This window comes from Pseudomonas cerasi (genome assembly GCF_900074915.1).
Taxonomy (GTDB): domain Bacteria; phylum Pseudomonadota; class Gammaproteobacteria; order Pseudomonadales; family Pseudomonadaceae; genus Aquipseudomonas; species Aquipseudomonas cerasi.
Genome location: NZ_LT222319.1, coordinates 1238954 through 1261637, shown reverse-complemented (window position 1 = coordinate 1261637; position 22684 = coordinate 1238954). Strand labels below are relative to the sequence as shown.

General features: G+C 60.9%; 23 protein-coding genes and 1 pseudogene. 21 read left to right on the top strand and 3 right to left on the bottom strand.

All coding sequences use genetic code 11. The features are described 5' to 3' along the window. Nucleotides 1–34: 34 nt before the first annotated feature. The 8 genes from PCPL58_RS08220 to PCPL58_RS08185 all read left to right on the top strand — a co-directional run bounded on the left by PCPL58_RS08220 (nucleotide 35) and on the right by PCPL58_RS08185 (nucleotide 7286). Complete coding sequence (locus tag PCPL58_RS08220; RefSeq protein ID WP_065349205.1) at nucleotides 35–1336, top strand: MFS transporter; 1302 nt, start codon at nucleotides 35–37, stop codon at nucleotides 1334–1336. 18 nt (nucleotides 1337–1354) lie between these two features. After that, the gene (locus PCPL58_RS08215; RefSeq protein WP_065349204.1) at nucleotides 1355–2203 is read left to right on the top strand and encodes a transketolase; all 849 of its coding nucleotides are present in this window, start codon (nucleotides 1355–1357) and stop codon (nucleotides 2201–2203) included. Then, complete coding sequence (locus PCPL58_RS08210) at nucleotides 2200–3219, top strand: transketolase family protein (RefSeq protein ID WP_065349203.1); 1020 nt, start codon at nucleotides 2200–2202, stop codon at nucleotides 3217–3219. The genes PCPL58_RS08215 and PCPL58_RS08210 overlap by 4 nt, the downstream gene beginning before the upstream one ends. Nucleotides 3220–3267: 48 nt before the next feature. Continuing rightward, complete coding sequence (locus PCPL58_RS08205) at nucleotides 3268–4221, top strand: alpha/beta hydrolase (RefSeq protein WP_065349202.1); 954 nt, start codon at nucleotides 3268–3270, stop codon at nucleotides 4219–4221. 41 nt (nucleotides 4222–4262) lie between these two features. After that, nucleotides 4263–4550, top strand: coding sequence for a YceK/YidQ family lipoprotein (locus tag PCPL58_RS08200; RefSeq protein WP_003365194.1), 288 nt, complete (start codon nucleotides 4263–4265; stop codon nucleotides 4548–4550). Between the two features lie 75 nt (nucleotides 4551–4625). Beyond that, on the top strand, nucleotides 4626–5159 hold the full coding sequence (locus PCPL58_RS08195) for a P-loop nucleotide/nucleoside kinase family protein (protein ID WP_065349201.1): 534 nt from the start codon (nucleotides 4626–4628) through the stop codon (nucleotides 5157–5159). Nucleotides 5160–5315: 156 nt separating this feature from the next. Further along, on the top strand, nucleotides 5316–7061 hold the full coding sequence (locus PCPL58_RS08190) for an OPT family oligopeptide transporter (protein ID WP_065349200.1): 1746 nt from the start codon (nucleotides 5316–5318) through the stop codon (nucleotides 7059–7061). A gap of 63 nt (nucleotides 7062–7124) precedes the next feature. Then, entirely contained in the window at nucleotides 7125–7286 is a 162-nt protein-coding gene (locus PCPL58_RS08185; protein WP_065351023.1) for a DUF2986 domain-containing protein, read from the top strand. A 453-nt stretch (nucleotides 7287–7739) separates the two neighbouring features. On the opposite strand, the gene PCPL58_RS08180 is transcribed toward PCPL58_RS08185, so the two are convergent. Both PCPL58_RS08180 and PCPL58_RS08175 read right to left on the bottom strand, forming a co-directional pair. Continuing rightward, nucleotides 7740–8366, bottom strand: coding sequence for a glutathione S-transferase family protein (locus PCPL58_RS08180; protein WP_003339874.1), 627 nt, complete (start codon nucleotides 8364–8366; stop codon nucleotides 7740–7742). 96 nt (nucleotides 8367–8462) lie between these two features. Then, the gene (locus PCPL58_RS08175; protein ID WP_065349199.1) at nucleotides 8463–8879 is read right to left on the bottom strand and encodes an ester cyclase; all 417 of its coding nucleotides are present in this window, start codon (nucleotides 8877–8879) and stop codon (nucleotides 8463–8465) included. 380 nt (nucleotides 8880–9259) lie between these two features. On the opposite strand from PCPL58_RS08175, the gene PCPL58_RS08170 reads away from it, so the two are divergent. After that, nucleotides 9260–10681, top strand: coding sequence for a sugar porter family MFS transporter (locus tag PCPL58_RS08170; protein ID WP_032609497.1), 1422 nt, complete (start codon nucleotides 9260–9262; stop codon nucleotides 10679–10681). A gap of 48 nt (nucleotides 10682–10729) precedes the next feature. On the opposite strand, the pseudogene PCPL58_RS08165 reads toward PCPL58_RS08170, so the two are convergent. Next, nucleotides 10730–11349 (bottom strand): annotated as a pseudogene (locus tag PCPL58_RS08165) (LysE family translocator). 172 nt (nucleotides 11350–11521) lie between these two features. Between PCPL58_RS08165 and PCPL58_RS08160 the strand changes: the two are divergent. From PCPL58_RS08160 to PCPL58_RS08105, 12 genes are all read left to right on the top strand, one after another. Continuing rightward, nucleotides 11522–12001: an Lrp/AsnC family transcriptional regulator gene (locus PCPL58_RS08160; protein WP_024959560.1), complete on the top strand. Its 480-nt coding sequence runs from the start codon at nucleotides 11522–11524 to the stop codon at nucleotides 11999–12001. A 93-nt stretch (nucleotides 12002–12094) separates the two neighbouring features. Continuing rightward, nucleotides 12095–12475, top strand: a complete 381-nt coding sequence (locus tag PCPL58_RS08155) for a glyoxalase superfamily protein (protein ID WP_065349198.1) — start codon at nucleotides 12095–12097, stop codon at nucleotides 12473–12475. Between the two features lie 222 nt (nucleotides 12476–12697). Further along, nucleotides 12698–14503: an allophanate hydrolase gene (gene atzF / locus PCPL58_RS08150; protein ID WP_065349197.1), complete on the top strand. Its 1806-nt coding sequence runs from the start codon at nucleotides 12698–12700 to the stop codon at nucleotides 14501–14503. A gap of 15 nt (nucleotides 14504–14518) precedes the next feature. Continuing rightward, on the top strand, nucleotides 14519–15628 hold the full coding sequence (locus PCPL58_RS08145; RefSeq protein ID WP_065349196.1) for a BMP family ABC transporter substrate-binding protein: 1110 nt from the start codon (nucleotides 14519–14521) through the stop codon (nucleotides 15626–15628). A gap of 9 nt (nucleotides 15629–15637) precedes the next feature. After that, complete coding sequence (locus PCPL58_RS08140; RefSeq protein WP_003433510.1) at nucleotides 15638–16747, top strand: ABC transporter permease; 1110 nt, start codon at nucleotides 15638–15640, stop codon at nucleotides 16745–16747. Continuing rightward, a complete protein-coding gene (locus PCPL58_RS08135) occupies nucleotides 16740–17660 on the top strand; it encodes an ABC transporter permease (protein WP_065349195.1) in 921 nt (306 codons plus the stop codon). The genes PCPL58_RS08140 and PCPL58_RS08135 overlap by 8 nt, the downstream gene beginning before the upstream one ends. Nucleotides 17661–17685: 25 nt before the next feature. Beyond that, on the top strand, nucleotides 17686–18702 hold the full coding sequence (locus PCPL58_RS08130) for a formamidase (protein WP_065349194.1): 1017 nt from the start codon (nucleotides 17686–17688) through the stop codon (nucleotides 18700–18702). A gap of 4 nt (nucleotides 18703–18706) precedes the next feature. Continuing rightward, nucleotides 18707–19393 carry a biuret amidohydrolase gene (gene biuH / locus PCPL58_RS08125; RefSeq protein WP_003365215.1) on the top strand — a complete coding sequence of 229 codons (687 nt, stop codon included), beginning with the start codon at nucleotides 18707–18709 and terminating at the stop codon, nucleotides 19391–19393. Continuing rightward, complete coding sequence (locus PCPL58_RS08120; RefSeq protein WP_162273813.1) at nucleotides 19390–20931, top strand: ABC transporter ATP-binding protein; 1542 nt, start codon at nucleotides 19390–19392, stop codon at nucleotides 20929–20931. Before biuH ends, PCPL58_RS08120 begins: the two co-directional genes overlap by 4 nt. After that, nucleotides 20928–21605, top strand: a complete 678-nt coding sequence (locus PCPL58_RS08115) for a cysteine hydrolase family protein (protein ID WP_054080702.1) — start codon at nucleotides 20928–20930, stop codon at nucleotides 21603–21605. Before PCPL58_RS08120 ends, PCPL58_RS08115 begins: the two co-directional genes overlap by 4 nt. Continuing rightward, a complete protein-coding gene (hpxZ, locus tag PCPL58_RS08110) occupies nucleotides 21605–22000 on the top strand; it encodes an oxalurate catabolism protein HpxZ (protein WP_054080701.1) in 396 nt (131 codons plus the stop codon). The genes PCPL58_RS08115 and hpxZ overlap by 1 nt, the downstream gene beginning before the upstream one ends. Then, nucleotides 21997–22683 carry a GntR family transcriptional regulator gene (locus PCPL58_RS08105; RefSeq protein WP_003365220.1) on the top strand — a complete coding sequence of 229 codons (687 nt, stop codon included), beginning with the start codon at nucleotides 21997–21999 and terminating at the stop codon, nucleotides 22681–22683. Before hpxZ ends, PCPL58_RS08105 begins: the two co-directional genes overlap by 4 nt. The last annotated feature ends 1 nt before the right edge of the window (nucleotide 22684 follow it).

The window sequence follows — 22684 nt, the reverse complement described above, 5'->3', positions numbered from 1 at the left end:
CTGGCGATCTATAAAAACAAGAGATCAGACCATCATGATAACCACCATGACCCTCGACGCGGTGTCGACCACGCGCGCCAATGCCTACCGCAAGACCGCCTGGCGACTGATGCCGTTCCTGATGCTGTGCTACCTGTGCGCATACCTGGACCGTGTCAATGTCGGCTTCGCCAAGCTGCAAATGATGAACGACCTGGCCTTCAGCGAAACCGTTTACGGGCTGGGTGCAGGCATGTTTTTCATCGGCTATTTCCTCTGTGAGGTGCCCAGCAACCTGATCCTGCACCGGGTCGGTGCCAGACGCTGGATCGCCCGCATCATGATCTCCTGGGGGATTATTTCCGCGCTCTTCGCCTTGGTCGAAACTGCCTGGCAGTTCTACGCCCTGCGCTTTCTGCTCGGGGTGGCGGAAGCCGGTCTGGCACCCGGCCTGCTGCTGTACCTGACGTACTGGTTCCCCTCTTATCGTCGCGCGCGCATGACCGTGCTGTGGTTCATCGCCATCCCGCTGTCCGGCATGATCGGCGGCCCGCTGTCGGGCTACATCATGACCCGCTTCGCAGGCGTTCATGGTTGGGCCGGCTGGCAATGGATGTTCGTCCTCGAAGCGATCCCGACGGTGATCGTCGGCTTGCTGGTACTCAGCTATCTGAAGGATGGCGTGCATCAGGCGACATGGTTGTCCGCTGAAGAAAAGGAACTGGTCAACAAGGAGCTGCAAGAGGACAACAGCCAGAAAGTGGTACACGCGTCGGTAGGCGCCTTCATTCGCGACAAGCGTCTGTGGCTGCTGGCATGCATCTACTTCTGCGTGGTGATGGGCCAGTACGCAATCACCTTCTGGCTGCCTACGCTGATTCGCAATGCTGGCGTTTCCGACCCGCTGCATATCGGCCTGATGACCAGCCTTCCCTACCTGTGCGCAATCGTCGTGATGCTGTTGATGGGGCGCAGCGGCGACAAGCATCGAGAACGCCGCTGGCACCTGGTCGGGCCGATGATCGCAGGCGCGCTCGGGCTGAGCCTGGCAGCGCTGTTCGGCGGCAATCTGCTGCTCTCGGTGCTCAGCCTGTGCCTCGCCGCAGCAGGCATTCTCTCGGCATCGTTGCTGTTCTGGATGCTGCCCACCACCCTGCTGGGCGGGGTATCGGCGGCCGCCGGGATCGCCGGAATCAACAGCTTCGCCAATCTCGCGGGCTTCTGTTCGCCCTACCTGATCGGCTGGATCACCACCACGACCGGCTCAAGCGCCATTGGCATGTACCTGATTACCGGCGTGCTGTTCATCGGCGCCTATCTGGTGCTGCGCATCCCTGCCGCCTCGGTCAATCGTTGAGTCAACGGAGTAATCACCATGACAGCCACTACTTTACCTGCGCCTTCCACTTCGCTGGCGCAGCGTGCTCATAACATTCGTCGACACGCATTACGCATGGGCCAGGTTCAGGGCCAGGGTTATGTCGGACAGGCGCTGGGCGCTGCGGACCTGCTCGCCGTGTCCTATTTTCACGCGCTGAACTATCGCCCTGAAGACCCTGAATGGGAACAGCGTGACCGCTTTTATCTGTCGATCGGCCACTACGCCATTGCGCTGTACGCGGCATTGATAGAGGCGGAAATCGTCCCGCTCGATGAACTAGAAACCTACGGCTCCGACGACAGCCGATTGCCCATGTCCGGAATGGCCACCTACACCCCCGGCATGGAAATCACCGGTGGCTCACTGGGTCACGGGCTGGGCATTGCCGTAGGGGCCTGTCTGGGTTTGAAACGCAAGAGCTCGCGTTCTTTCGTCTACAACCTGCTGTCGGACGGCGAGCTGAACGAAGGCTCCACCTGGGAAGCGGCCATGTCCGCCTCGCACTGGAAGCTGGACAACCTGATCGCGATCATCGATGTGAACAACCAACAGGCCGATGGTCACTCCAGTGAGGTACTGGCTTTCGAACCCATTGTCGAGCGCTGGCAGGCGTTTGGCTGGTTTACCCAACGGGTCGACGGCAACGATCTGGACGCGCTCGTCGCCGCCTTCGACAACGCGCGCCAGCACGACGGCGCGCAGCCCAGGGTCATCATCTGCGACACCAAAATGGGCAAGGGCGTGGCGTTTCTGGAAACCCGTGAAAAGACCCACTTCATCCGCGTGGATGAGCACGAATGGGACATCGCACTGAATAACCTCGACGAGGGGAAAATCGTATGAGCTCTGCCAATCACACATCGTCTCCGTCCGTTGCCACGAAGAAAAAACTGACCACCTCGGCGATGATCGCGTCTATCGCGTCCGAGGGTCAGGCCACTCGCCCGGCTCCGTTCGGCCATGCATTGGCGGCGCTCGCGGAGCAACGTCAGGATATCGTCGGGCTGTCGGCTGACCTGTCGAAATACACCGACCTGCACATCTTCGCCAAGGCGCATCCCGAACGTTTCTATCAAATGGGCATGGCCGAACAGTTGCTGATGAGCGCGGCTGCGGGCATGGCTCGGGAAGGCTTCGTACCGTTTGCGACCACTTATGCGGTGTTCGCCTCGCGTCGCGCTTACGACTTCATCTGCATGGCGATTGCCGAAGATAACCTCAACGTCAAAATCGTCTGCGGTCTGCCGGGCCTGACCACCGGTTACGGGCCGAGCCATCAGGCCACCGACGACCTGGCGATCTTTCGCGCCATGCCCAATCTGATGATCGTCGACCCCTGTGATGCACTGGAAATAGAACAGGCGGTCCCTGCGATCGCAGCACATCAGGGCCCGGTGTACATGCTCCTGCTGCGCGGTAACGTGCCCTTGGTGCTGGACGAATACGGTTACACATTCGAGATCGGCAAAGCCAAGACACTGCGCACTGGCAACGACGTGTTGATCATTGCCACCGGTCTGATGACCATGCGTGCACTGGAAGCGGCCAAGCAGCTACAGGCTGACGGTATCGACGTGGCAGTGCTGCACGTACCGACCATCAAACCGCTGGACGAACAGACCCTACTCGCTGAAGCCAGAAAGCCGGGCCGGCTGGTGGTGACGGCCGAAAACCATTCGGTCATTGGCGGGCTGGGCGAAGCAGTGGCGACGGTGCTGCTGCGCAATGGCGTGACCCCCACGTTCAGGCAGATCGCCCTGCCGGACGCTTTTCTCGACGCTGGAGCGCTGCCTACACTGCATGATCGTTATGGCATTTCCACGCCCGCCGTCTGTACGCAAATCAAGGCGTGGCTTTAAGCACTGACAGGCGCAGGGGCTTATCTCCCTGCGCCTCGGGAGCACGTATTGAACGCCGATGAATTACTGGACCCGGCCTATCGTTGGTTCATGGACGAGCCGTCGAGCAACTGGACGCTGCACACCCTTGCCGACATCAGGGCTCGCGTCAGCGCCTCATGGGCAACCGCCGCCACAAAGCGCGGCGAGCAACACTGGACCTCCTCCGATTCGGACAACGGCGTCAGGTTATGTCTTTATCGTCCGGACCTTTCGCTCTCTCACTCTGGACTCCCCGTCATCCTGTATATCCACGGGGGCGGCTTTGTACTGGGCAGCCCGGAGATGGCCGATGACTACCTCGCAACGCTGGCCGTCGAGCTCCAGGCAATAGTCATTGCCGTCGACTACCGGCTTGCACCCGAGCATCCATTCCCGATCCCGCTGGAGGACTGTTACGCAGCGCTGGAGTGGGTATTGAGCAACGGGCTGACGCAGGGCATGGACACCCGCAACCTGGTGATCATGGGTCACAGCGCCGGCGGCGGGCTTGCTGCCGCGCTCGCCCTGCTGGCAAGAAACAGAGGTCTGCGGACCATCGCCGGCCTGGTGCTGATCTACCCGATGCTGGATCACCGTACAGGCACACCCGACGCTCCGTCAGCCAACCCGACTACCGGCACTTTCAGCTGGTCGCGTCAGGCCAATCATTTTTGCTGGGAATGCCTGCGCGGTGCCTACGCACTGGACGATGATCGCAAAGCCCTGTTCTCCCCCGCACTGGCCACCGACCTGAGCGATCTGCCGCCCACTTTCATCTGCGTTGGCGCACTCGATCTCTTTCTGGAAGAGGACCTGGCATTCGCGCTGACCCTGTCGCGCTCTGGGGTGCCGGTGGAATTGCATGTCTACCCAGGCGTGCCGCATATGTTCGATCAGTTGCCAGGCGAGCAGACAGCGCAGGCTACGCAAGATATTGCCCGGGCCGTGCGCAGGATGATCGCAGCAGGGTTATGCGACTAGAATGACGCGCATGTTGCATCAACTCGGAAACAAGGGAATGTATGCTCAAGCAATGCCTGTTACTTACTACGGCCATCTCACTGAGCGGCTGTTGGAGCCTGATGTATCACCTCGATGGTGAACGTTGCGTCTATCCCGGAACACGACACGGCTGGGCATGGGGTACCAAAGACGTGACATCAACCTGGCCCTGGCTGATAGACGTGCCGTTCTCTTTGGCGCTGGATACGCTGTTTTTGCCCTACGACCTCACCGCTTTCCTGCCGGAAAACCTTGGCGGTGACGATCGCGAGTGCCATTTCAATGATGCGCTGAATGTGCTTGGCTGAGAGGCTTCCGCAGGGTCACGGCCTCGCCTCTGCTCAGGAATGCACACCTTACGACTGGAAAAGGGACACGCCTTGATGCTCGCCACGAAACTTCACCTGCTGTGCGGCAAGATCGCATCCGGTAAATCGACACTGGCAAAATCAATCGCGACCGAGCATTCAGCGATCCTGCTCAGTGAAGATCAATGGCTCTCTCGGCTCTACCCTGACGAGATCAAATCAGTGGCGGACTACGTGCGTCTGGCCCATCGGATTCGCGAAATCATCGGCCCTCTGGTCATCGACATGCTGAAGTCCGGCATGTGCGTGGTTCTGGATTTCCCAGCCAATACGCTTGCCGACCGCCAATGGCTTCGCAGCCTGGCTGAAGACGCTCAGGTTAAGCATCGACTGCACTATCTCGATGTGGAAGATGATATTTGCCTTGCCAGACTGCATGCTCGTAACGAAAGAGCCGAGCATGACTTTGCGGCTACAGATGCGGAGTTCAGGCTGATCACGCGCTACTTCCAGACTCCACACACTGACGAGGGGCTGGATATCCTGGTTCACCGCCTGTCATTCATCAGAGGGCGCGTGGCGACGTCCTTCCAAGAGTCTGATTTCTGATGCTCCCGCAACAGGCACCCTGCGTAGCCGGTCGGCAAAGATCGGGACAAACGGATGCCTTAACGCCACTCCACAACGAAGCCTGCCATATGAACCTTCGGCCGATATGGCGCTCACTTTATAGGTCGCCTTGTCTCATTGCCGAAAGGAATTCGCATGCTTTCGACCTCACCATCGAACCCTCTTGCCAGCCCTGTCGAGCGTGAGCTCAGTCTGCGCGCGGTGATTACCGGGGTTGTGCTCGGTATCCTGCTGACGCCTTCCAATGTGTACGCCGGGTTGAAGATCGGCTGGTCGTTCAACATGTCGATCATTGCGCTGTTGATCGGTTATGCGATCTGGCAAGGGCTGTCGAAGCGCGCCTCCGGGCAGCTGCCGTGGACGCTGCATGAGAGCAACATCAATCAGACGGTCGCCTCGGCCGCTGCGTCGATCATTTCCGGCGGGCTGGTCGCGCCGATTCCGGCTTATACCTTGCTGACAGGCCAGCAATTGGACGCCATCCCGATGATCGCCTGGGTCTTTTCGGTGAGCTTTCTGGGAATCTGGATTGCCTGGTATTTGCGGCCGTCACTGCTCAATGACACATCGCTGAAGTTTCCCGAAGGCATGGCCACTCTGGAAACCCTCCTGCACATCTACAATCACGGCCGTGAAGCTGCGACGCGCCTCAAGGTGCTGCTCAGTACCGCGTTGCTGTCGGCGCTGGCCAAGTGGATCGACACGTTCGTATGGGCGTTCCCGCGCTGGTCGCCGAGCGCTCAGTTGGAGCGTCTGACCTTTACCGCGGACCCTTCGCTGTTGCTGGTGGGGTTCGGGGCGATTATCGGTATTCGCGTCGGCTTGACCCTGCTGATCGGTGCCGTGCTGGCCTGGGGGGGCCTGGCGCCGTGGCTGCTGGAACAGGGGTTGGTGACGTTGCCGTCCGACAGCAGCGGCCCGCAGTTCGCCGCGCTGGTGGAATGGTTGCTGTGGCCGGGCGTGAGCCTGATGGTCTGTTCGACGCTGGCTTCGCTGGCTATCCGCCTGTGGACACTGCACGCGTCTACCAAAGCCAGCGGCGGGACGCCCTGGTCAATGCCCAAGCCCGGGCCGGCCGCCGGTTTTGCGCTGGCGATCCTGTTGGTGGTCAGCCTGCAGGCGCTGTTGTTCGGTATCAATCTGTGGATGGCATTGCTGACCATTCCTCTGGCGATCTGCCTGGCGGCCGTGGCGGCTAGTGTGGTCGGTGCCACGGGTATCCCGCCCATCGGCGCAATCGGGCAGTTATCGCAACTGAGCTTCGGTATCGTCGCGCCCGGTCAGGTGCCGATCAACCTGATGAGCGCCAACACCGCAGGCGGTTCAGCCGGGCAATGCACCGATTTGATGAACGACTTCAAGGTAGGCCGGGCGATTGGCGCCACGCCGCGCAAACAATTGATCGCCCAGACACTGGGGATTTTCGTCGGCAGTATCGTCGGGGTCCTGGCTTATATGGCGCTGATCCCGGACCCGCAATCGATGCTGCTCACCGAGGAGTGGCCAGCCCCGGCGGTGGCGACCTGGAAGGCTGTGGCGCAGACCCTGACGCACGGTCTGGATTCGCTGTCGGCAAGCATCCGCTGGGCGATTTTCATCGGCGGTCTGGCCGGCTTGCTGCTGGGCATCCTCGACAGCACACTACCTGCGTATCGCGCCCGGTACTTGCCCAGCGCCGCAGCCCTGGGCCTAGCCTTCGTGCTGCCCGCCTCGGTGTCGTTGATGATGGCGCTCGGTGCGGTGCTCACCTGGCTGGTGAACTGTCGCTGGCCGTCACTTACCGAACGCTTCGCCATCACCGCAGCGGCAGGCCTGATTGCCGGCGAGAGCATTACCGGCGTCGGTGCGTCGTTGTGGCAAATGGTTCAGAACGGCGGGTAGTCGCATGCATGGCGCGACAGGCAAACTGCTATGATTCGCGCCTGTGCAAGCGAGTTGAAGAATATGAATCGTCGCAAGAAAATCCAGCAGTTGCTGAAAGCTCATGCCAAAAAAGCCAGCGCCAAACTGGCCCCGCAGAGTAAGACCAAATACATCAGCAAGGCCGACCGCGTGAAGCTGGCGGCCGAAGCGGATCAGGACTCGACCAGCCCGTCCGAAGGCTGACCTGCCACGTAAGCGCCATCGTGCGACGCAGAACGTCGAGACCTGCATTCCCACGCGAAGCGTGCGGAACGATCATCGCAACTATCGTACGACGCTCTGCGTCGTATGCCTTTCTGGACGCTCCGCATCCTCTTGACGACGCAGAGCGTCGAGACCTGCATTCCCACGCGGAGCGTGCGGAACGATCATCGCAAATATCGTACGACGCTCTGCGTCGTATGCCTTTCTGGACGCTCCGCGTCCTCTTGCGACGCAGAGCGTCGAGACCTGCATTCCCACGCGGAGCGTGAGGAACGATCATCGCAACTATCGTGCGACGCTCTGCGTCGTATGCCTTTCTGGACGCTCCGCGTCCTCTTGCGACGCAGAGCGTCGAGAACTGCATCTACAGGCTGAAGCGTGAGGAACGGTCAGCCCGAGTATCGTGCGGTGCAAGCGCTTCAGGCACGGCCGTTACTTGGCAAAGGAATATTCCCCGCCCTGCTCCAAAGCCTTGCGGTACGCAGGTCTGCCCTGCAGCCTTTCAACCCACGCGGTCACGTTCGGGTACGGCTGCAGCATTCCCTGAGCCTTGGCAAACTCGCCGATAAAGCTCATCTGAATGTCCGCACCACTCAGCTCATCGCCAAGCAGATACGGCGTCAGACCCAGGGCTTCGTTCAGATAGCCCAGGTAGTTGGCCAGCTCCGACTGGATACGCGGATGCAACGGCGCACCCGCGTCACCCAGGCGCCCGACGTACAGGTTGAGCATCAGCGGCAGAATCGCCGAGCCTTCAGCGAAGTGCAGCCATTGCACGTACTCGTCGTAGGTAGCGCTGGCCGGGTCCGGCTGCAGACGACCGTCGCCATGACGGCGAATCAGGTAGTCGACAATGGCACCGGACTCGATGACGACATGCGGGCCATCTTCGATGACAGGTGATTTGCCCAGCGGATGTACGGCCTTGAGCTCGGGTGGCGCAAGGTTGGTTTTCGGGTCGCGCTGATAACGTTTGATTTCGTAGGGCAGGTCGAGCTCTTCGAGCAGCCACAGAATACGCTGCGAACGTGAGTTGTTCAGGTGATGGACAGTGATCATGTGAGGCTCCGCCGGGTGAGAGTGTCTAAAAAAGACTGCGCTACTACCCCGGAGTGCCCTGAAATGATTTTACTTCGATGAACGTAACGAATTCATTCAGGTGCTTCTGTCACTCGAGGCGCCCGCCGCTTCGCCACGAAGCTCGCGCTCCACTGCCGCTTTATCAATGACCGACCAGACGCCGATGATCTTGCCGTCAGCAAAGGTATAGAACACGTTTTCGCTGAATTTAATGCGTTGGCCACGCGCCTCCAGCCCGAGAAAACGCCCTTGCGGCGAGCAGTTGAAGAGCAGACGGGCGGCAATCTGTGGCGCTTCGACCACCAGCAGGTCGATATTGAAACGCAGGTCGGGAATGATCCTGACGTCGTTTTCCAGCATCGCCCGGTAACCAGCCAGACTGATCCGCTCGCCGTTGTAGTGCACACCGTCGTCGACGAAATTGCCCAGGTCCTGCCAGCGACGCTCGTTGAGACAGGCGATGTAGGCACGGTACTGCTCGGCCAGGTTCATGTTGCGCCCTCTTTTTCAAAAGATACCGACGCAGCCTCGTTGAAAAGGCCGCACACCTCTGCTGTCTTACTGTAGCGCTTATGAGCGGCGCAGAGAGTGAGTAATGACAGCAGCGCATGTGCCAGATAAAAACTGCTTGGAAATCAATGAAAAGCATTTTTTACCAGTCAAAAAAACTGAATTTCATTGACAGCGAAAAGGGGAAACAGGGGCGTTTATGACAAGGAAAAGTTAATCGTTTCAGCAGCCTCAAGCTCAAGGCTTTCGCCAGGAAAACAATCCTGAGCAGGTTTGTAGGGAACTAGCACGGCCGACACCGCCCTAAGCGTGACATCCATGTACTGGCGCAACGCTGGTTTCAAGCCAAGGACTTCAGATTCATGTCTTCAAGTAGCACCTCAGCAGCGGCGGGTCAGCAAGGCCGGCAACGCGCTTCATCGAATCGACTCATCTTTATCTCTGTGCTTGTGGCGACCATGGGCGCACTGGCGTTCGGGTATGACACTGGCATCATCGCCGGTGCCCTGCCGTTCATGACACTGCCCGCCGATCAGGGCGGGCTGGGCCTGGATGCTTACAGCGAAGGGATGGTCACCGCGTCACTGATTGTCGGCGCCGCGTTCGGCTCGCTTGCCAGTGGCTATATCTCCGACCGCTTCGGACGCCGCCTCACCTTACGCCTGCTGTCAGTGCTGTTCATTGCGGGCGCACTGGGCACTGCTATTGCGCCGTCCATTCCGTTCATGATCGCAGCGCGCTTCCTGCTGGGTATCGCAGTGGGCGGCGGCTCTGCAACAGTGCCGGTGTTCATCGCCGAGATCGCAGGTCCGTCACGGCGTGCGCGGCTGGTCAGCCGTAACGAACTGATGATCGTCAGCGGCCAGCTGCTCGCCTATGTGCTGAGTGCGGTCATGGCGGCCTTGCTGCATACGCCGGGGATCTGGCGTTACATGCTGGCCGTCGCCATGGTGCCAGGGGTGTTGCTGCTGGTTGGTACGTTCTTCGTACCTGCGTCGCCGCGCTGGCTGGCCTCCAAAGGCCGTTTCGACGAAGCGCAGGACGTGCTGGAGCAACTGCGCCCCAGCAAACAGGACGCGCAGCGTGAAGTCGACGAGATGAAGGCGCAGGACGAAGAAGCTCGCCATCGCCCGAAAGCAAGAGAGTTGCTGCGTCAGCGCTGGGTCATCAAGTTGTTGCTGATCGGTGTAGGGCTGGGCTTCACAGCGCAGTTCACGGGGGTGAACGCGTTTATGTACTACACGCCGATCATTCTCAAGAACACCGGGATGGGCACCAACGCTGCGTTGACCGCGACGATCGGCAACGGCGTGGTATCAGTCATCGCGACCTTGCTGGGCATCTGGGCCATCGGCCGCTACGGGCGCCGGCATTTGCTGATGACCGGTCTGGTCATCGTCATCCTGATGCAGGCAGCGCTCGGTTGCGTGTTGCAGTTCATGCCGCAGAACATGACCCAGAGCTACACCGCCCTCGCCTGCATTCTGGTGTTTCTGCTGTTCATGCAGATGTGCATCTCGCCGGTTTACTGGCTGCTGATGTCAGAACTGTTCCCCATGCAGGTACGCGGCTTGCTGACCGGCACGGCGGTATCGATGCAGTGGCTGTTCAACGCATCGGTAGCGTTCACATTCCCGATTGCGGTCGATACCATCGGCAACCCGACGTTCTTCATCTTCGCCGCCATCAACATTGGCTCGTTGATTTTCGTGTTCCTGTGCCTGCCGGAAACCAAGGGCAAGTCACTGGAGCAAATCGAAAAGCATTTGAAGAAGGAGCTGTAACAGCGACCGGATGAGGCCGTCAAAGGCCTCATCTACTCTCCAGGCAGATCAGCGCACCAGCATCGAAGCTGCCGCGGCGACCATGATGGCCGCCGCACCGCGAAACAGTTTCCTCTGCGCGCGCTCACTCGACAACAAATGTCGAATGCGCAAGGCGGCAAATATGAACACGGCCCCTACCCCCAGCAGCACCAGTACCGTCAGCGGCACCAGAACCAGCCCCCACGTCTGCAGAGAGACTGTTTCAAGATTGATGACCAACGGTAAAAGCGCCAGATAAAAGGCGATGGTCTTGGGGTTGCCCAAGGTGATGGTCAATCCGGAAGCGGCCGCAGACAGCAACTCTTTCTTCTTTGCCGGCTTGCCGATTTCTATGGCTTGATGATCTGCGAACCAGAACTGCCAGGCCAGGTAGCAAAGATAAATCGCGGCCCCCCAACGCACGACCTGAAATAACGCATTGAAGTGTTCGGCAATCATGGCAAGACCAAATACTGCAAATGAAAGATAGGTCAGGTCACCGAGGATCAGCCCCACAGCAGGCAAAAGCCTGACACCGCCCCGCCGCTGACACTCCGTGCGACCAGCGCTGCCATACCGGGGCCAGGAATGGCGGCGGCAATACCCAACGCTGCCGAATACGTAAGAACCTGAGTCAGATCAAGCATGTTGCACTCCTTGAGACTTGACGCTGATTGAAGAGCTTGCCTGAGATCCAGCAGGCAAACCCCTGTGTCGAAAAATATTACGTGTTTCAACGCGGAAAGAATTATCTGTTCTTACTGGCTGGACGGCTAAAACCGGTATAAATTTCCTGCAACATGAGGAGTAACGGTATTTATGACCCATCCGACATTAAGCCCGATAGATGTAAGGATCCTCACGGCTCTGCAGCAGGACGGCCGTATCACCAATCAAACCCTGGCCGATCAGATCGGCATGTCTGCCTCGCCCTGCTGGCGACGGGTCAAGCAGCTTGAAGAACATCGCTATATACAGGGTTACCGAGCCGTTCTGGATCGCCGCAAGATCGGGCTTGGCGTCATGGTGTTCATTCGTATCAGCATCGACAGTCATAGTGAGGCCGAGGCCAGAAAATTCGAGAAGGAAGTCATGCAGCTGGAAGATGTCGTGGCGTGCTACAGCATCGGCGGCGATGCGGACTTTCTGCTTCAGGTCGTAGCTCCCGATCTGGATTCCTTTGCTGACTTCGCCATGACCGTGGTCAGACGATTACCCGGCATCAAGGAAATGCAGAGCATGTTCGTGCTCAAGGAAATAAAACCGTTCGTCTCGTTCCCGGTCAAGCAGCCTGCATAGCCATGCCTGCTGTCGCCGCAGATAACCGCCATGTATAAATGTGTGCATTGGCGTCGATGACTACACGCCCACCCTGTCGATAAAGGAATAGCAATGTCTGCAAAGGAGCCAGCCACCGTCACCTTCAACAGTGCCGTCCCAATCCTGCGGATGTTCGATGAACGCAAGGCGCGTGAGTTTTACATCGACTTTCTCGGTTTCAGCATCGAATTCGAGCACCGCTTCGAAGCGGATCTGCCGTTGTATCTGGGCATCAGCCGTAACGGGTTGAACCTGCACCTCTCCGAGCATCACGGTGATGCCTGTCCAGGTGCGGCGGTGTTCATCCCGACGCAGAACATCGAGCAATTGCGCGATGAACTGATCGGCAAGCAGTATGGCTACGCCCGCCCGGACATCGTTCAGCAAGGCTGGGGAAAGACGCTGGAAGTCTGCGACCCGTTCGGTAACCGGCTCAGGTTCTGCGAGAGCTGAGAAACCTGCATTGATGTCAGCCGCGCGGCGCTACATTCGCCCTGCGGCTGATATGACCTATCTTTGTGCACGCAGACACATTCAAGCGCAAACATGACGCATGACTGCAGCGCAACGCCCCGCCAATAGCCAGTAACCCCACCGTAAATCGCCCTCCGGCTGACCTTGGCCCGTAACGTGCAAACGCGTCAGTTCATCTTGTATACATGAATGAACACCACCATGACCGCACTCGATATCCCTGAACTTCAGTCGGCGCTCCGCTCGGGCGAAACCACGCTGACGACACTGGTGCAGAACCTGACCGCGCACATTGATGCGGATGACCGGGCAGAGGTCTGGATTCATCGCGTCCCGCTGGCACAGCTTGTCGAGCGGGCACAGGCGCTGGAGAGTATCGCCGAACAACTGGGCGATGCGCTGTATGACCGGTTGCCGCTGTTCGGCGTGCCTTTTGCGGTCAAGGACAATTTCGACGTAGCGCAGATGCCCACCACGGCTGCCTGCCCGGCGTACGCCTACGTGCCCGAGGACAGTGCTCACGTTGTGCAACTGCTGCTCGACAGCGGCGCGATACTGATGGGCAAGACCAATCTCGATCAATTCGCCACTGGCCTGGTGGGCGTCCGTTCACCCTACGGCGCAGTGCGCAATGCGCGTGATCCGGCCTATGTCAGCGGCGGTTCGAGTTCCGGCTCGGCAGTGGCGGTAGCGCGTGGCTACGTCAGTTTTGCACTGGGCACGGACACCGCAGGTTCAGGCCGCGTGCCAGCCGGCTTCAACGGCATCGTCGGCCTCAAGCCCAGCCTTGGTCTGTTCAGCAGCCGCGGGGTCGTACCTGCCTGCCGCACGCTGGACTGCCCATCCATCTTTGCCAACGATGTGATGCAAGCCTGGCAGGTGGCGCAGGTCATTGCAGCTTACGACCCGCTGGATGCGTCCAGTGCGGCCGTGCAGGCATTGCCGGTACAGCGCAGGGTTCGGCGTGTCGCCGTCGCGCGGCACTGCGAGTTTTTCGGTGACGAGCAGGCAAAGGCGGCTTACCTCAAAACTCTGGAAGCCCTGCAAAACGACCCGCTGGTGACGGTCAGCGCTATCGAGTTCGACGTGTTCGCCGAGGCGGCTGCCCTGCTGTACCAGGGCCCGTGGGTGGCGGAACGCCGCGCTGCCATCGGCGAATTCTTCGCCAGCAACGCGGCCGACATTCATCCCGTGGTGCGCGGCATTGTGCAGAGCGCGGATTCATTCGACGCCGTGGACACGTTCAACGCCCGCTATCGCCTGGCAGAACTGACCCGCGCTGCGCAGCAGTTGCTGACCGACATCGACGTGCTGGTGGTGCCGACCGCGCCGTGCATGCCGACCATCGAAGCGGTGCTCGGCAATCCGGTCGAGCTCAACTCGCAGCTTGGCTATTACACCAACTTCGTCAACCTGATGAACATGTGCGCCATCGCCATCCCGGCAGATCGCCGCGCGGACGGACTGCCTGCGGGCATCACGCTGATTGGCCCTGCCGGTGCCGATCAGCGCCTGGCGGAGATCGCCGCTGCCTGGCAGCCGCTGTTCGGCCAGGCTGACCAGCGTGACGCCGTGGCGATGGCTCCCCTGCCCTATAACAGCCCGACCGTGCAGGTTGCAGTGGTCGGTGCACACCTCGTTGGCCAGCCACTCAACTGGCAATTGCTCGAAGGTGGCGCGCGCCTGCTGCGCACCACAACCACCAGCGCGGATTACCGCCTGTATGCGCTGGCAGCAACGACACCGCCGAAACCGGGACTGGTGCGCGTCGCTGAACAGGGCGCGAGCATCGAGATAGAAGTCTGGGAAATGCCGCTGAGCCAGTTCGGCGCCTTCGTCGCGGCCATTCCCGCACCACTGGGCATCGGCTCGCTGCAATTGGCCGACGGCCAGTGGGTCAAGGGTTTCATCTGTGAGCCTGGCGGCCTTGAAGGCGCGTTGGACATCACCGATTACAAAGGCTGGCGCGCCTACCGCGCCGCGCACACATCTTCCATCGCTCAATGACCCGAGGTAGCACACATGTCGAATGTTGATCGTCGCAGTTTCATCAAGTTGGCGGGCATTATCGGCCTGAGCGCAGCGCTGCCTTTCGGTCGCGCCTATTCAGCCGATGCGCCGTTGGTAGTGGGTTTTATCTACGTCGGCGCTCGCGACGACTTTGGTTACAACCAGGCCCACGCTCAGGCAGCGGCCATCATCAAGACGCTGCCCAACGTCAAAGTGATCGAGGAAGAAAACGTTCCGGAAACCGTGGCCGTACAGAAGACCATGGAAGCCATGATCCGTCAGGACGGCGCCACGTTGATTTTCCCGACCTCGTTCGGCTATTTCGAACCGCACGTGGTCAAGGTCGCCAAAAAGTACCCGGACGTCCGTTTCGCGCACTGCGGCGGTCTCTGGCAGAAAGGTCGCGACCCGATGAAAGCGGGTAGCTTTTTCGGGTACATCGACGAAGCGCAATACCTCAACGGCGTGATCGCCGGGCACATGAGCAAGAGCAAAAAGCTCGGTTTCGTCGCCGCCAAGCCTGTGCCTCAGGTGCTGCGCAACCTGAACGCGTTCGCCATGGGTGCCCGCTCGGTCGACCCGAGCATCGTCACCACGGTGATCTTCACCGGTGACTGGTCGCTGCCGGTCAAGGAAGCAGAAGCTGCCAACGGCCTGATCGACCAGGGTTGTGACGTGCTGACCTGCCATGTCGACGGGCCCAAGGTGATTGTCGAGACAGCTGAAAAACGCGGTGTGATGACCTGTGGCTACCACGCCAGCCAGGCTGCGCTGGCGCCCAAGGGCTACCTGACCGGTGCCGAATGGAACTGGGAGACGCCTTATCGTGCTCACGTCGCGGCAGCCCAGAGCGGCGCGCCGATGATCAACTTCCTGCGCGGCGGGCTGAAGGAAGGCTTCGTCAAAACGTCCGCCTACGGGCCTGCGGTAACAGCCGACGCCAAACAGAAAGCGGATGCCATCAAGGCGCAGATGATGGCCGGTCAGTTCGTGATTTTCAAAGGCCCGCTCAAGGACAACAAGGGCAACGTGGTGATTGCCGATGGTGTTGCACAAGGCCAGACCGACATTGCGCTGGAGAGCATGAATTACCTGGTCGAAGGCGTGCTTGGCCAGATCTGAGGAACGTTCATGAGTTCATCGATAAGTCTGCGCCGCCTGGCCAGCGCGCTGTTGCCAGGGTTGCCTACAGTGCTGGCGGTGTTTTCCTCGTGCGTGCTGTTCGGGCTGTTTCTGGCGGTTCAGGGCAAGCCTGCCTGGCAGGCGCTGCACTTGGTCGGCGAAGGCGCGTTCGGCTCGTGGTTCGCCTTGGAAAACACCTTGCAACGCGCCGCGCCGCTAATGCTGACCGCGCTGTGCGTCGCCCTGCCCGCGCGAGCCGGGCTGATCATCATCGGCGGTGAAGGTGCGCTCGTACTGGGCGGCCTGGCTGCCGCCGTGACACCCTTGTGGCTCAGCCATCTGCCAGCCGGTTTGATGCTTGCCTGCATGGCCGTCGCGGCAATGACCGTGGGCGCACTGTGGATCGGTCTGAGTGGCTGGATGCGCCAGCGTCGCGGGGTCAATGAAACGATCAGCAGCCTGCTGCTTTCGTACATCGCCCTGGCACTGTTCCGGCAGTTGGTGGAAGGCCCTCTGCGCGACCCGGCAAGCCTGAACAAGCCTTCGACGCCGCCGCTGGACGATGCCTACATGATCGGCACGATCAGCGACAGTTTCGAAGTGCACTGGGGACTGGTGGCGGGCGTCGTCGCCTGCCTGCTGGCGTATGTGCTGGTGCGCCACAGCGTCAAGGGGTTTGCCCTCGCCGTGGTCGGCGGCAACGTGCGTACCGCGCTGATGATCGGCTTGCCCGTGGACCGGCTGATCATGCTCAGTTGCCTGCTGGGCGGTGCGGCGGCGGGTCTGGCCGGCATGTTCGAGGTCACCGCAGTGCAAGGCAGCGCCAACGCCGCGCTGATCGCAGGCTATGGCACCAGCGGCATCCTCGTGGCTTTCGCCGCTCGCCATCATCCGCTGGCAATTATCGTCTGCGCCATCCTGCTTGGCGGGCTGGAGGCCAGTGGCGGATTGCTGCAACGACGACTCGGTCTGCCAGACGCCACCACGCTGATTCTTGAAGGTCTGCTGTTCACCAATCTGCTGCTCTGGGAAGCCCTGGGTGGGCGTATCGCCGCCTGGAAGATCAGGCTGACGGCGTCGCCCGCGTCACTCGACAAGGGAGCACTGCAACATGGCTGATATCGACCTGACTACCTTTCTCCTCGCCCTGCTGGCCGGCGCTATCCGCGTCGGCACACCTTTTCTGTTCGTCAGCCTGGGCGAATGCCTGACCGAGAAGAGCGGCCGGATCAACCTGGGGCTGGAGGGCATTCTGGTGGCTGGCGCCATGTCCGGATATGCCGTCGCGTGCCTGAGCGGATCGGCATGGCTGGGGGTGGGCGCGGCTGCAGGGGTCGGCATTCTGCTGGGCCTGCTGCATGGGCTGGCGTGCTCGTTGCCAAGGGTCAACGACATCGCGTTCGGCATCGCGCTGATTCTGCTCGGCACCGGCCTGGCGTTCTTTCTCGGCAAAGCCTTTATCCAGCCACAGGCGCCCATGCTGCCTTCACTGGCGCTGGGAGCCTGGAGCAGCGAAGAACGCGTGCGCTCGGCGCTGAACATCAATGTGCTGTTCTTCGTCGGTGCAGCCCTGGCGTTCGTTCTGCACTGGGGGCTGCGCACCACGCGCTGGGGGCTGATGCTGCGTCTGGTCGGCGACCATGCTGAAACCGCTCAGGCGCTGGGCTATCGACCGCTCAAGGTACGCATTGTGGCCACTGCGGTGGGTGGTGGGCTGGCCGGTATCGGCGGTGCCTATCTGTCGCTCTACTACCCCGGCAGCTGGAACGAAGGGCTGTCCAGCGGTCAGGGACTGATGGCCGTGGCGTTGGTGATCTTTGCCCGCTGGCGCCCGTTGGCGTGTCTGTGGGCGTCATTGCTGTTCGGCGCTGCCGGTGCCATCGGCCCGGCCCTGCAAGCGGTCGGTATCAGCGCCGGCTACTACCTGTTTGCCGCAGCACCTTATGCGCTGACGCTGGTGGTGATGTACGCCACCTGCCGCCGTGGTCGCACTCTGAATGGCGCGCCGGGCGAACTCAGCCTGACGCGATGAACTGATCTTTTCGAGGAGACATTGCATGGCCAGTGGTCTTGGTGGTTTGAACAAGTCGCCCAAGGGCGTGGTGATCGGCCTGGCGCAACTAGCGTTGCCCGATCCGCATACGCGCGAGGCGCTGTGGGCGCAGACGCAGAAAGTGGTCGGCATGGTTGCCAAAGCGCGACGCAGCAACCCGGGCATGGACCTGATCGTATTTCCCGAATACTCGCTGCACGGCCTGTCGATGAGCACGGCGCCGGAGATCATGTGCAGCCTCGACGGCCCGGAAGTCCTTGCGCTGCGCGAGGCGTGCAAGACGCACCGGATATGGGGCTGCTTCTCGATCATGGAAGCCAACCCGCACGGCAACCCGTTCAACAGCGGCCTGATCGTCGATGACCTCGGGGACATCCGCCTGTACTACCGCAAGCTGCACCCGTGGGTGCCGGTCGAACCGTGGGAGCCGGGCGATCTGGGTATTCCGGTCTGCGACGGACCGCGCGGCAGCAAGCTGGCGCTGATCATCTGCCATGACGGCATGTTCCCGGAAATGGCCCGCGAGTGCGCCTACAAGGGCGCCGACATCATGTTGCGCACCGCGGGTTACACCGCACCGATCCGCCACTCGTGGAAGATCACCAATCAGAGCAACGCCTTCACCAACCTGATGCAGACCGCAAGCGTCTGCATGTGCGGCTCCGACGGCACGTTCGACTCCATGGGCGAAGCGATGTTTGTCGACTTCGACGGCACGATCATGGCTGAAGGGGGTGGCCGGGCCGACGAAATCGTCTGCTGCGAACTGCGCCCCGACCTGGTCCGCGAAGCCCGTGTGCACTGGGGCGTGGAGAACAACATCTATCAATTCGGGCATCGCGGCTATGTGGCGGTCAAGGGCGGCGCACGCGACTGTCCCTACACCTACATGCACGATCTGAGCGCAGGCCAGTACCGTCTGCCGTGGGAAAACGATGTCGTGCATACCGATGGCAGCTCGTGCGGGTTCGCGGCCCCCGAGCGCGACTTCAAACCTACCCCCAGCAACTGGGAGGAGTAATGCCATGAGCGAACGTCATATTGCATCGGCGCCCTACCCCTGGCCCTGGAACGGCCAATTGCATGCGCACAACACAGCCTTGATCGTGATCGACATGCAGACCGATTTCTGCGGCGTCGGCGGCTACGTGGACAGCATGGGTTACGACCTGGCCCTGACCCGAGCGCCCATCGAGCCGATCAAGGCGTTGCTCGCGGCGATGCGCCCGCTGGGCTTCACCATCATCCATACCCGCGAAGGCCATCGCCCGGACCTCAGCGACTTGCCCGCCAACAAACGCTGGCGCTCGCAGCGCATCGGCGCGGGAATCGGCGACCCAGGTCCCTGCGGCAAGATTCTGGTACGTGGCGAGCCAGGCTGGGAAATCATCGACGAGCTGGCACCGCTGCCCGGCGAAATCGTGCTCGACAAGCCCGGCAAAGGCTCCTTTTGCGCCACCGATCTGGAACTGATTCTGCGCACTCGCGGCATCGACAATCTGATCCTGACCGGTATCACCACCGACGTCTGCGTGCACACCACCATGCGCGAAGCCAATGACCGTGGCTTCGAGTGCCTGCTGCTGGAAGACTGCTGCGGGGCGACCGACCCTGGCAATCATGCGGCGGCCCTGAGCATGGTCAAAATGCAGGGTGGCGTGTTCGGCGCAGTCGGCCATTCCTCAATGCTTCGCGACCTGTTGGGAGCATGAACATGCGCGCCCCGAGCCTTGAGACGATTGGTGCCAGCAAGCATTTCGGAGCGTTTCGCGCACTCGACGAGGTGTCCTTCAAGGTCCGCGCCGGCACCGTCCACGCCCTGCTCGGCGAGAACGGCGCCGGCAAGAGTACGCTGGTCAAAGGCATCATCGGCTACAGCCCGCTGCAGTCGGGCAGCATTCTGATCGACAACCGCGAACACGAGATTCGCACCCCGCGCGACTCTCATCAGTTGCAGATCGGCATGGTGTATCAACACTTCACCGTCGCGCCGGGCCTGAGCGTGGCGGAAAACCTGGTGCTGTCGCGCGGTGATCTGCCGTGGCGTATCGACTGGGCCAGCGAGCACCAGCGTCTGGAAGCGTTCATGGCAAAAATGCCTTTTCGGCTGGACATCCATCGTCCGGTCAGTAGCCTGGCGGCCGGCGAAAAGCAGAAACTGGAAATCCTCAAACAGCTGTATCTGGAGCGTCGACTGGTCATTCTCGACGAACCCACCTCGGTGCTCACGCCGCAGGAAGCCGACGAAGTGCTGGGGCTGATGCAGGCGATGGCGCATCGTGGCGAACTGACCGTCTTGATGATCACGCACAAATTTCGCGAAGTCAGCACCTACGCCGATGACGTCACCGTTTTGCGCAAAGGCCGCTGGGTGGGCAGTGCAGCAGTGGCTGACACCACCACACAACAGATGGCAGCGTGGATGATGGGCAACGCACAGGTGCGCGGAGTGAGCACCGAGCGCCCGGTGATGGCAGCTCGTCCGCCGCAGTTGCAGGTGACAGGCCTGGATGTGCCTGGCGACAAAGGCACGCTGGCGGTGAAAAACCTGTCTCTGGCCGTTCACCCGGGTGAGATCGTCGGAGTTGCAGGCATCTCCGGCAACGGTCAACGCGAACTGACCGAAGCGCTGCTCGGCCAGCGAGCCTTCAGCGCCGGGCAGATAGCGGTCGACGGTCAGCCTTACCACGCGCGGCGTGAACAGATGCAACGCCTGCGCGTGTTCAGCCTGCCCGAAGAGCCCCTGCGCAACGCCTGCATCGGCACGTTCAGCGTGGCTGACAACCTGGCCCTGCGCAATTTCGACCAGCCGCCGCTCTGCCGTCAGGGCTGGCGCCTGGATCGTCGCGCCGCAGGTGTGCAAGCACGCAGCCTGATTGAGCAGTTTCAGGTATCGCCCAACGACCCGAACCGGCCCATCGGCACTTTGTCAGGGGGCAACGTGCAGCGCGCTGTACTGGCCCGAGAGCTGACCCACGACGTCGCGGTACTGATCGTCGCCAACCCGGTATTCGGTCTGGACTTCGCCAGTGTCGCGCTCATTCACCAGCGCCTGATCGACGCTCGCAACAGCAGCACAGCGGTCCTTCTGCTCAGTGAGGACCTCGACGAACTGCTGAGCCTGGCAGACCGCATCGTGGTTATCCACGACGGCGAGCTGGTGTTTGAAACCAGTGCAGCGGACGCTGACCGTACCGAGCTGGGCCGACACATGGCCGGTGCCGAGCATCTCGCGGGGCAACCGGCATGATCAAGGTCAATGCGCGCCCTGACAGCTTCGCCTTCGACACGTCCCGGACTGCTGTGGTGATCATCGACATGCAGCGCGATTTTCTCGAACCCGGCGGCTTTGGTGCCGCACTGGGCAACGACGTCGCACCGTTACAAGCCATCGTACCGTCCGTGCAACGCCTGCTGACGCTGGCCCGCGATGAAGGCATTGCGGTGATCCATACCCGCGAATCACACCGCCCGGACCTTGCCGATTGCCCGCAAGCCAAACGTGACCATGGCTCGCCGGGCCTGCGCATCGGCGATCCTGGCCCGATGGGACGCATCCTGATTCGCGGCGAACCCGGCAATCAGATTATCGACACCCTGGCGCCGCTCGCTGGCGAGTGGGTCATCGACAAACCCGGCAAAGGTATGTTCTTCGCCACGGATCTGCAGCCGCGGCTGACCGACGCCGGGATCACCCATTTGATCTTTGCAGGCGTCACCACCGAAGTCTGCGTGCAGACCAGCATGCGTGAAGCCAATGACCGGGGTTATCGCTGCCTGCTGATCGAGGACGCGACCGAAAGCTACTTCCCCGCATTCAAACGGGCCACGCTGGAGATGATCACCGCACAAGGCGGGATTGTTGGTCGCGTCGCCTCACTGACGGACCTGGAGCAGGCGCTGCAGACAAGGAGTACACATTGATGGACATCAACCTCCCTCACGTGGTCGCTGAAGTGACCCACGCCTTTCACGACTACGAACGCGCCCTGCTGGCCAATGAACTGACCACGCTGGATGCATATTTCTGGGATTCCGAACAGACCGTCCGCTACGGCGTCGCGGAGAACCTGCATGGCGCCGACACGATTGCGCGCTATCGGCGCCAGTGCCAGCCGGTCGGACCGGGCCGCATGCTGCTGCGCACCGTGGTGAGTACCTTCGGTGAAGACTTCGCCACGGTCAGTACCGAGTTTCACGATGGCGTCACCCAGCGCCTCGGTCGGCAGATGCAGACTTGGGCGCGACTGGAGGGCGGCTGGAAAGTCGTTGCTGCACATGTCAGCATTGACCTGAGCAGCCTGGAGCCACGCCCTTGAATTCCCCGAACACCACCAACGCGCTGGCAGAAGACGTCTATCGGCGGCTCAAGCAGGAGATTTTCGACTTCTACCTGCTGCCTTATGACCGGTTCACCGAAACCCAACTGGCCGACCGTTATCAGGTCTCGCGAACACCGGTGCGTGACGCACTCTACCGCCTCCAGCGCGAAGGCTACCTGGACGTCGAGTTCCGACGTGGCTGGTCAGTCAAGCCTCTGGATTTCAACCAGATCGACCAACTCTACGATCTGCGCATCGTGCTGGAGTGCGCGGCGGTCGAGCGCATTTGTGCATCCGCCGAGGTGCATCCGGAACTCACTATTCTGCGCCAGCACTGGTTGGTCGATCGCGACCGCTGGCAGATAGACATGCAAGTGGTCGCCGACCTCGATGAGCAGTTTCACACCCAACTGGTGGCGGCGTCAGGCAACCTGGAAATGGCCCGCATCCATCAGGAAGTGACCGAGCGCATCCGTATTGTGCGCCGCCTGGACTTCTTCAAAAGCGCCCGTATCGAACATACCTACCTCGAACACGCCGCAATCCTCAATGCCCTTCAGGCGCGCAAACGCGACGAAGCATTATTGCTGCTGCGCTCCCATGTAGAGATCAGCAAACTGGAAGTACGCAAACTGACGATTTCCATGCTCAGTGATGCACGACGGCGGTATGAGGCGTGAG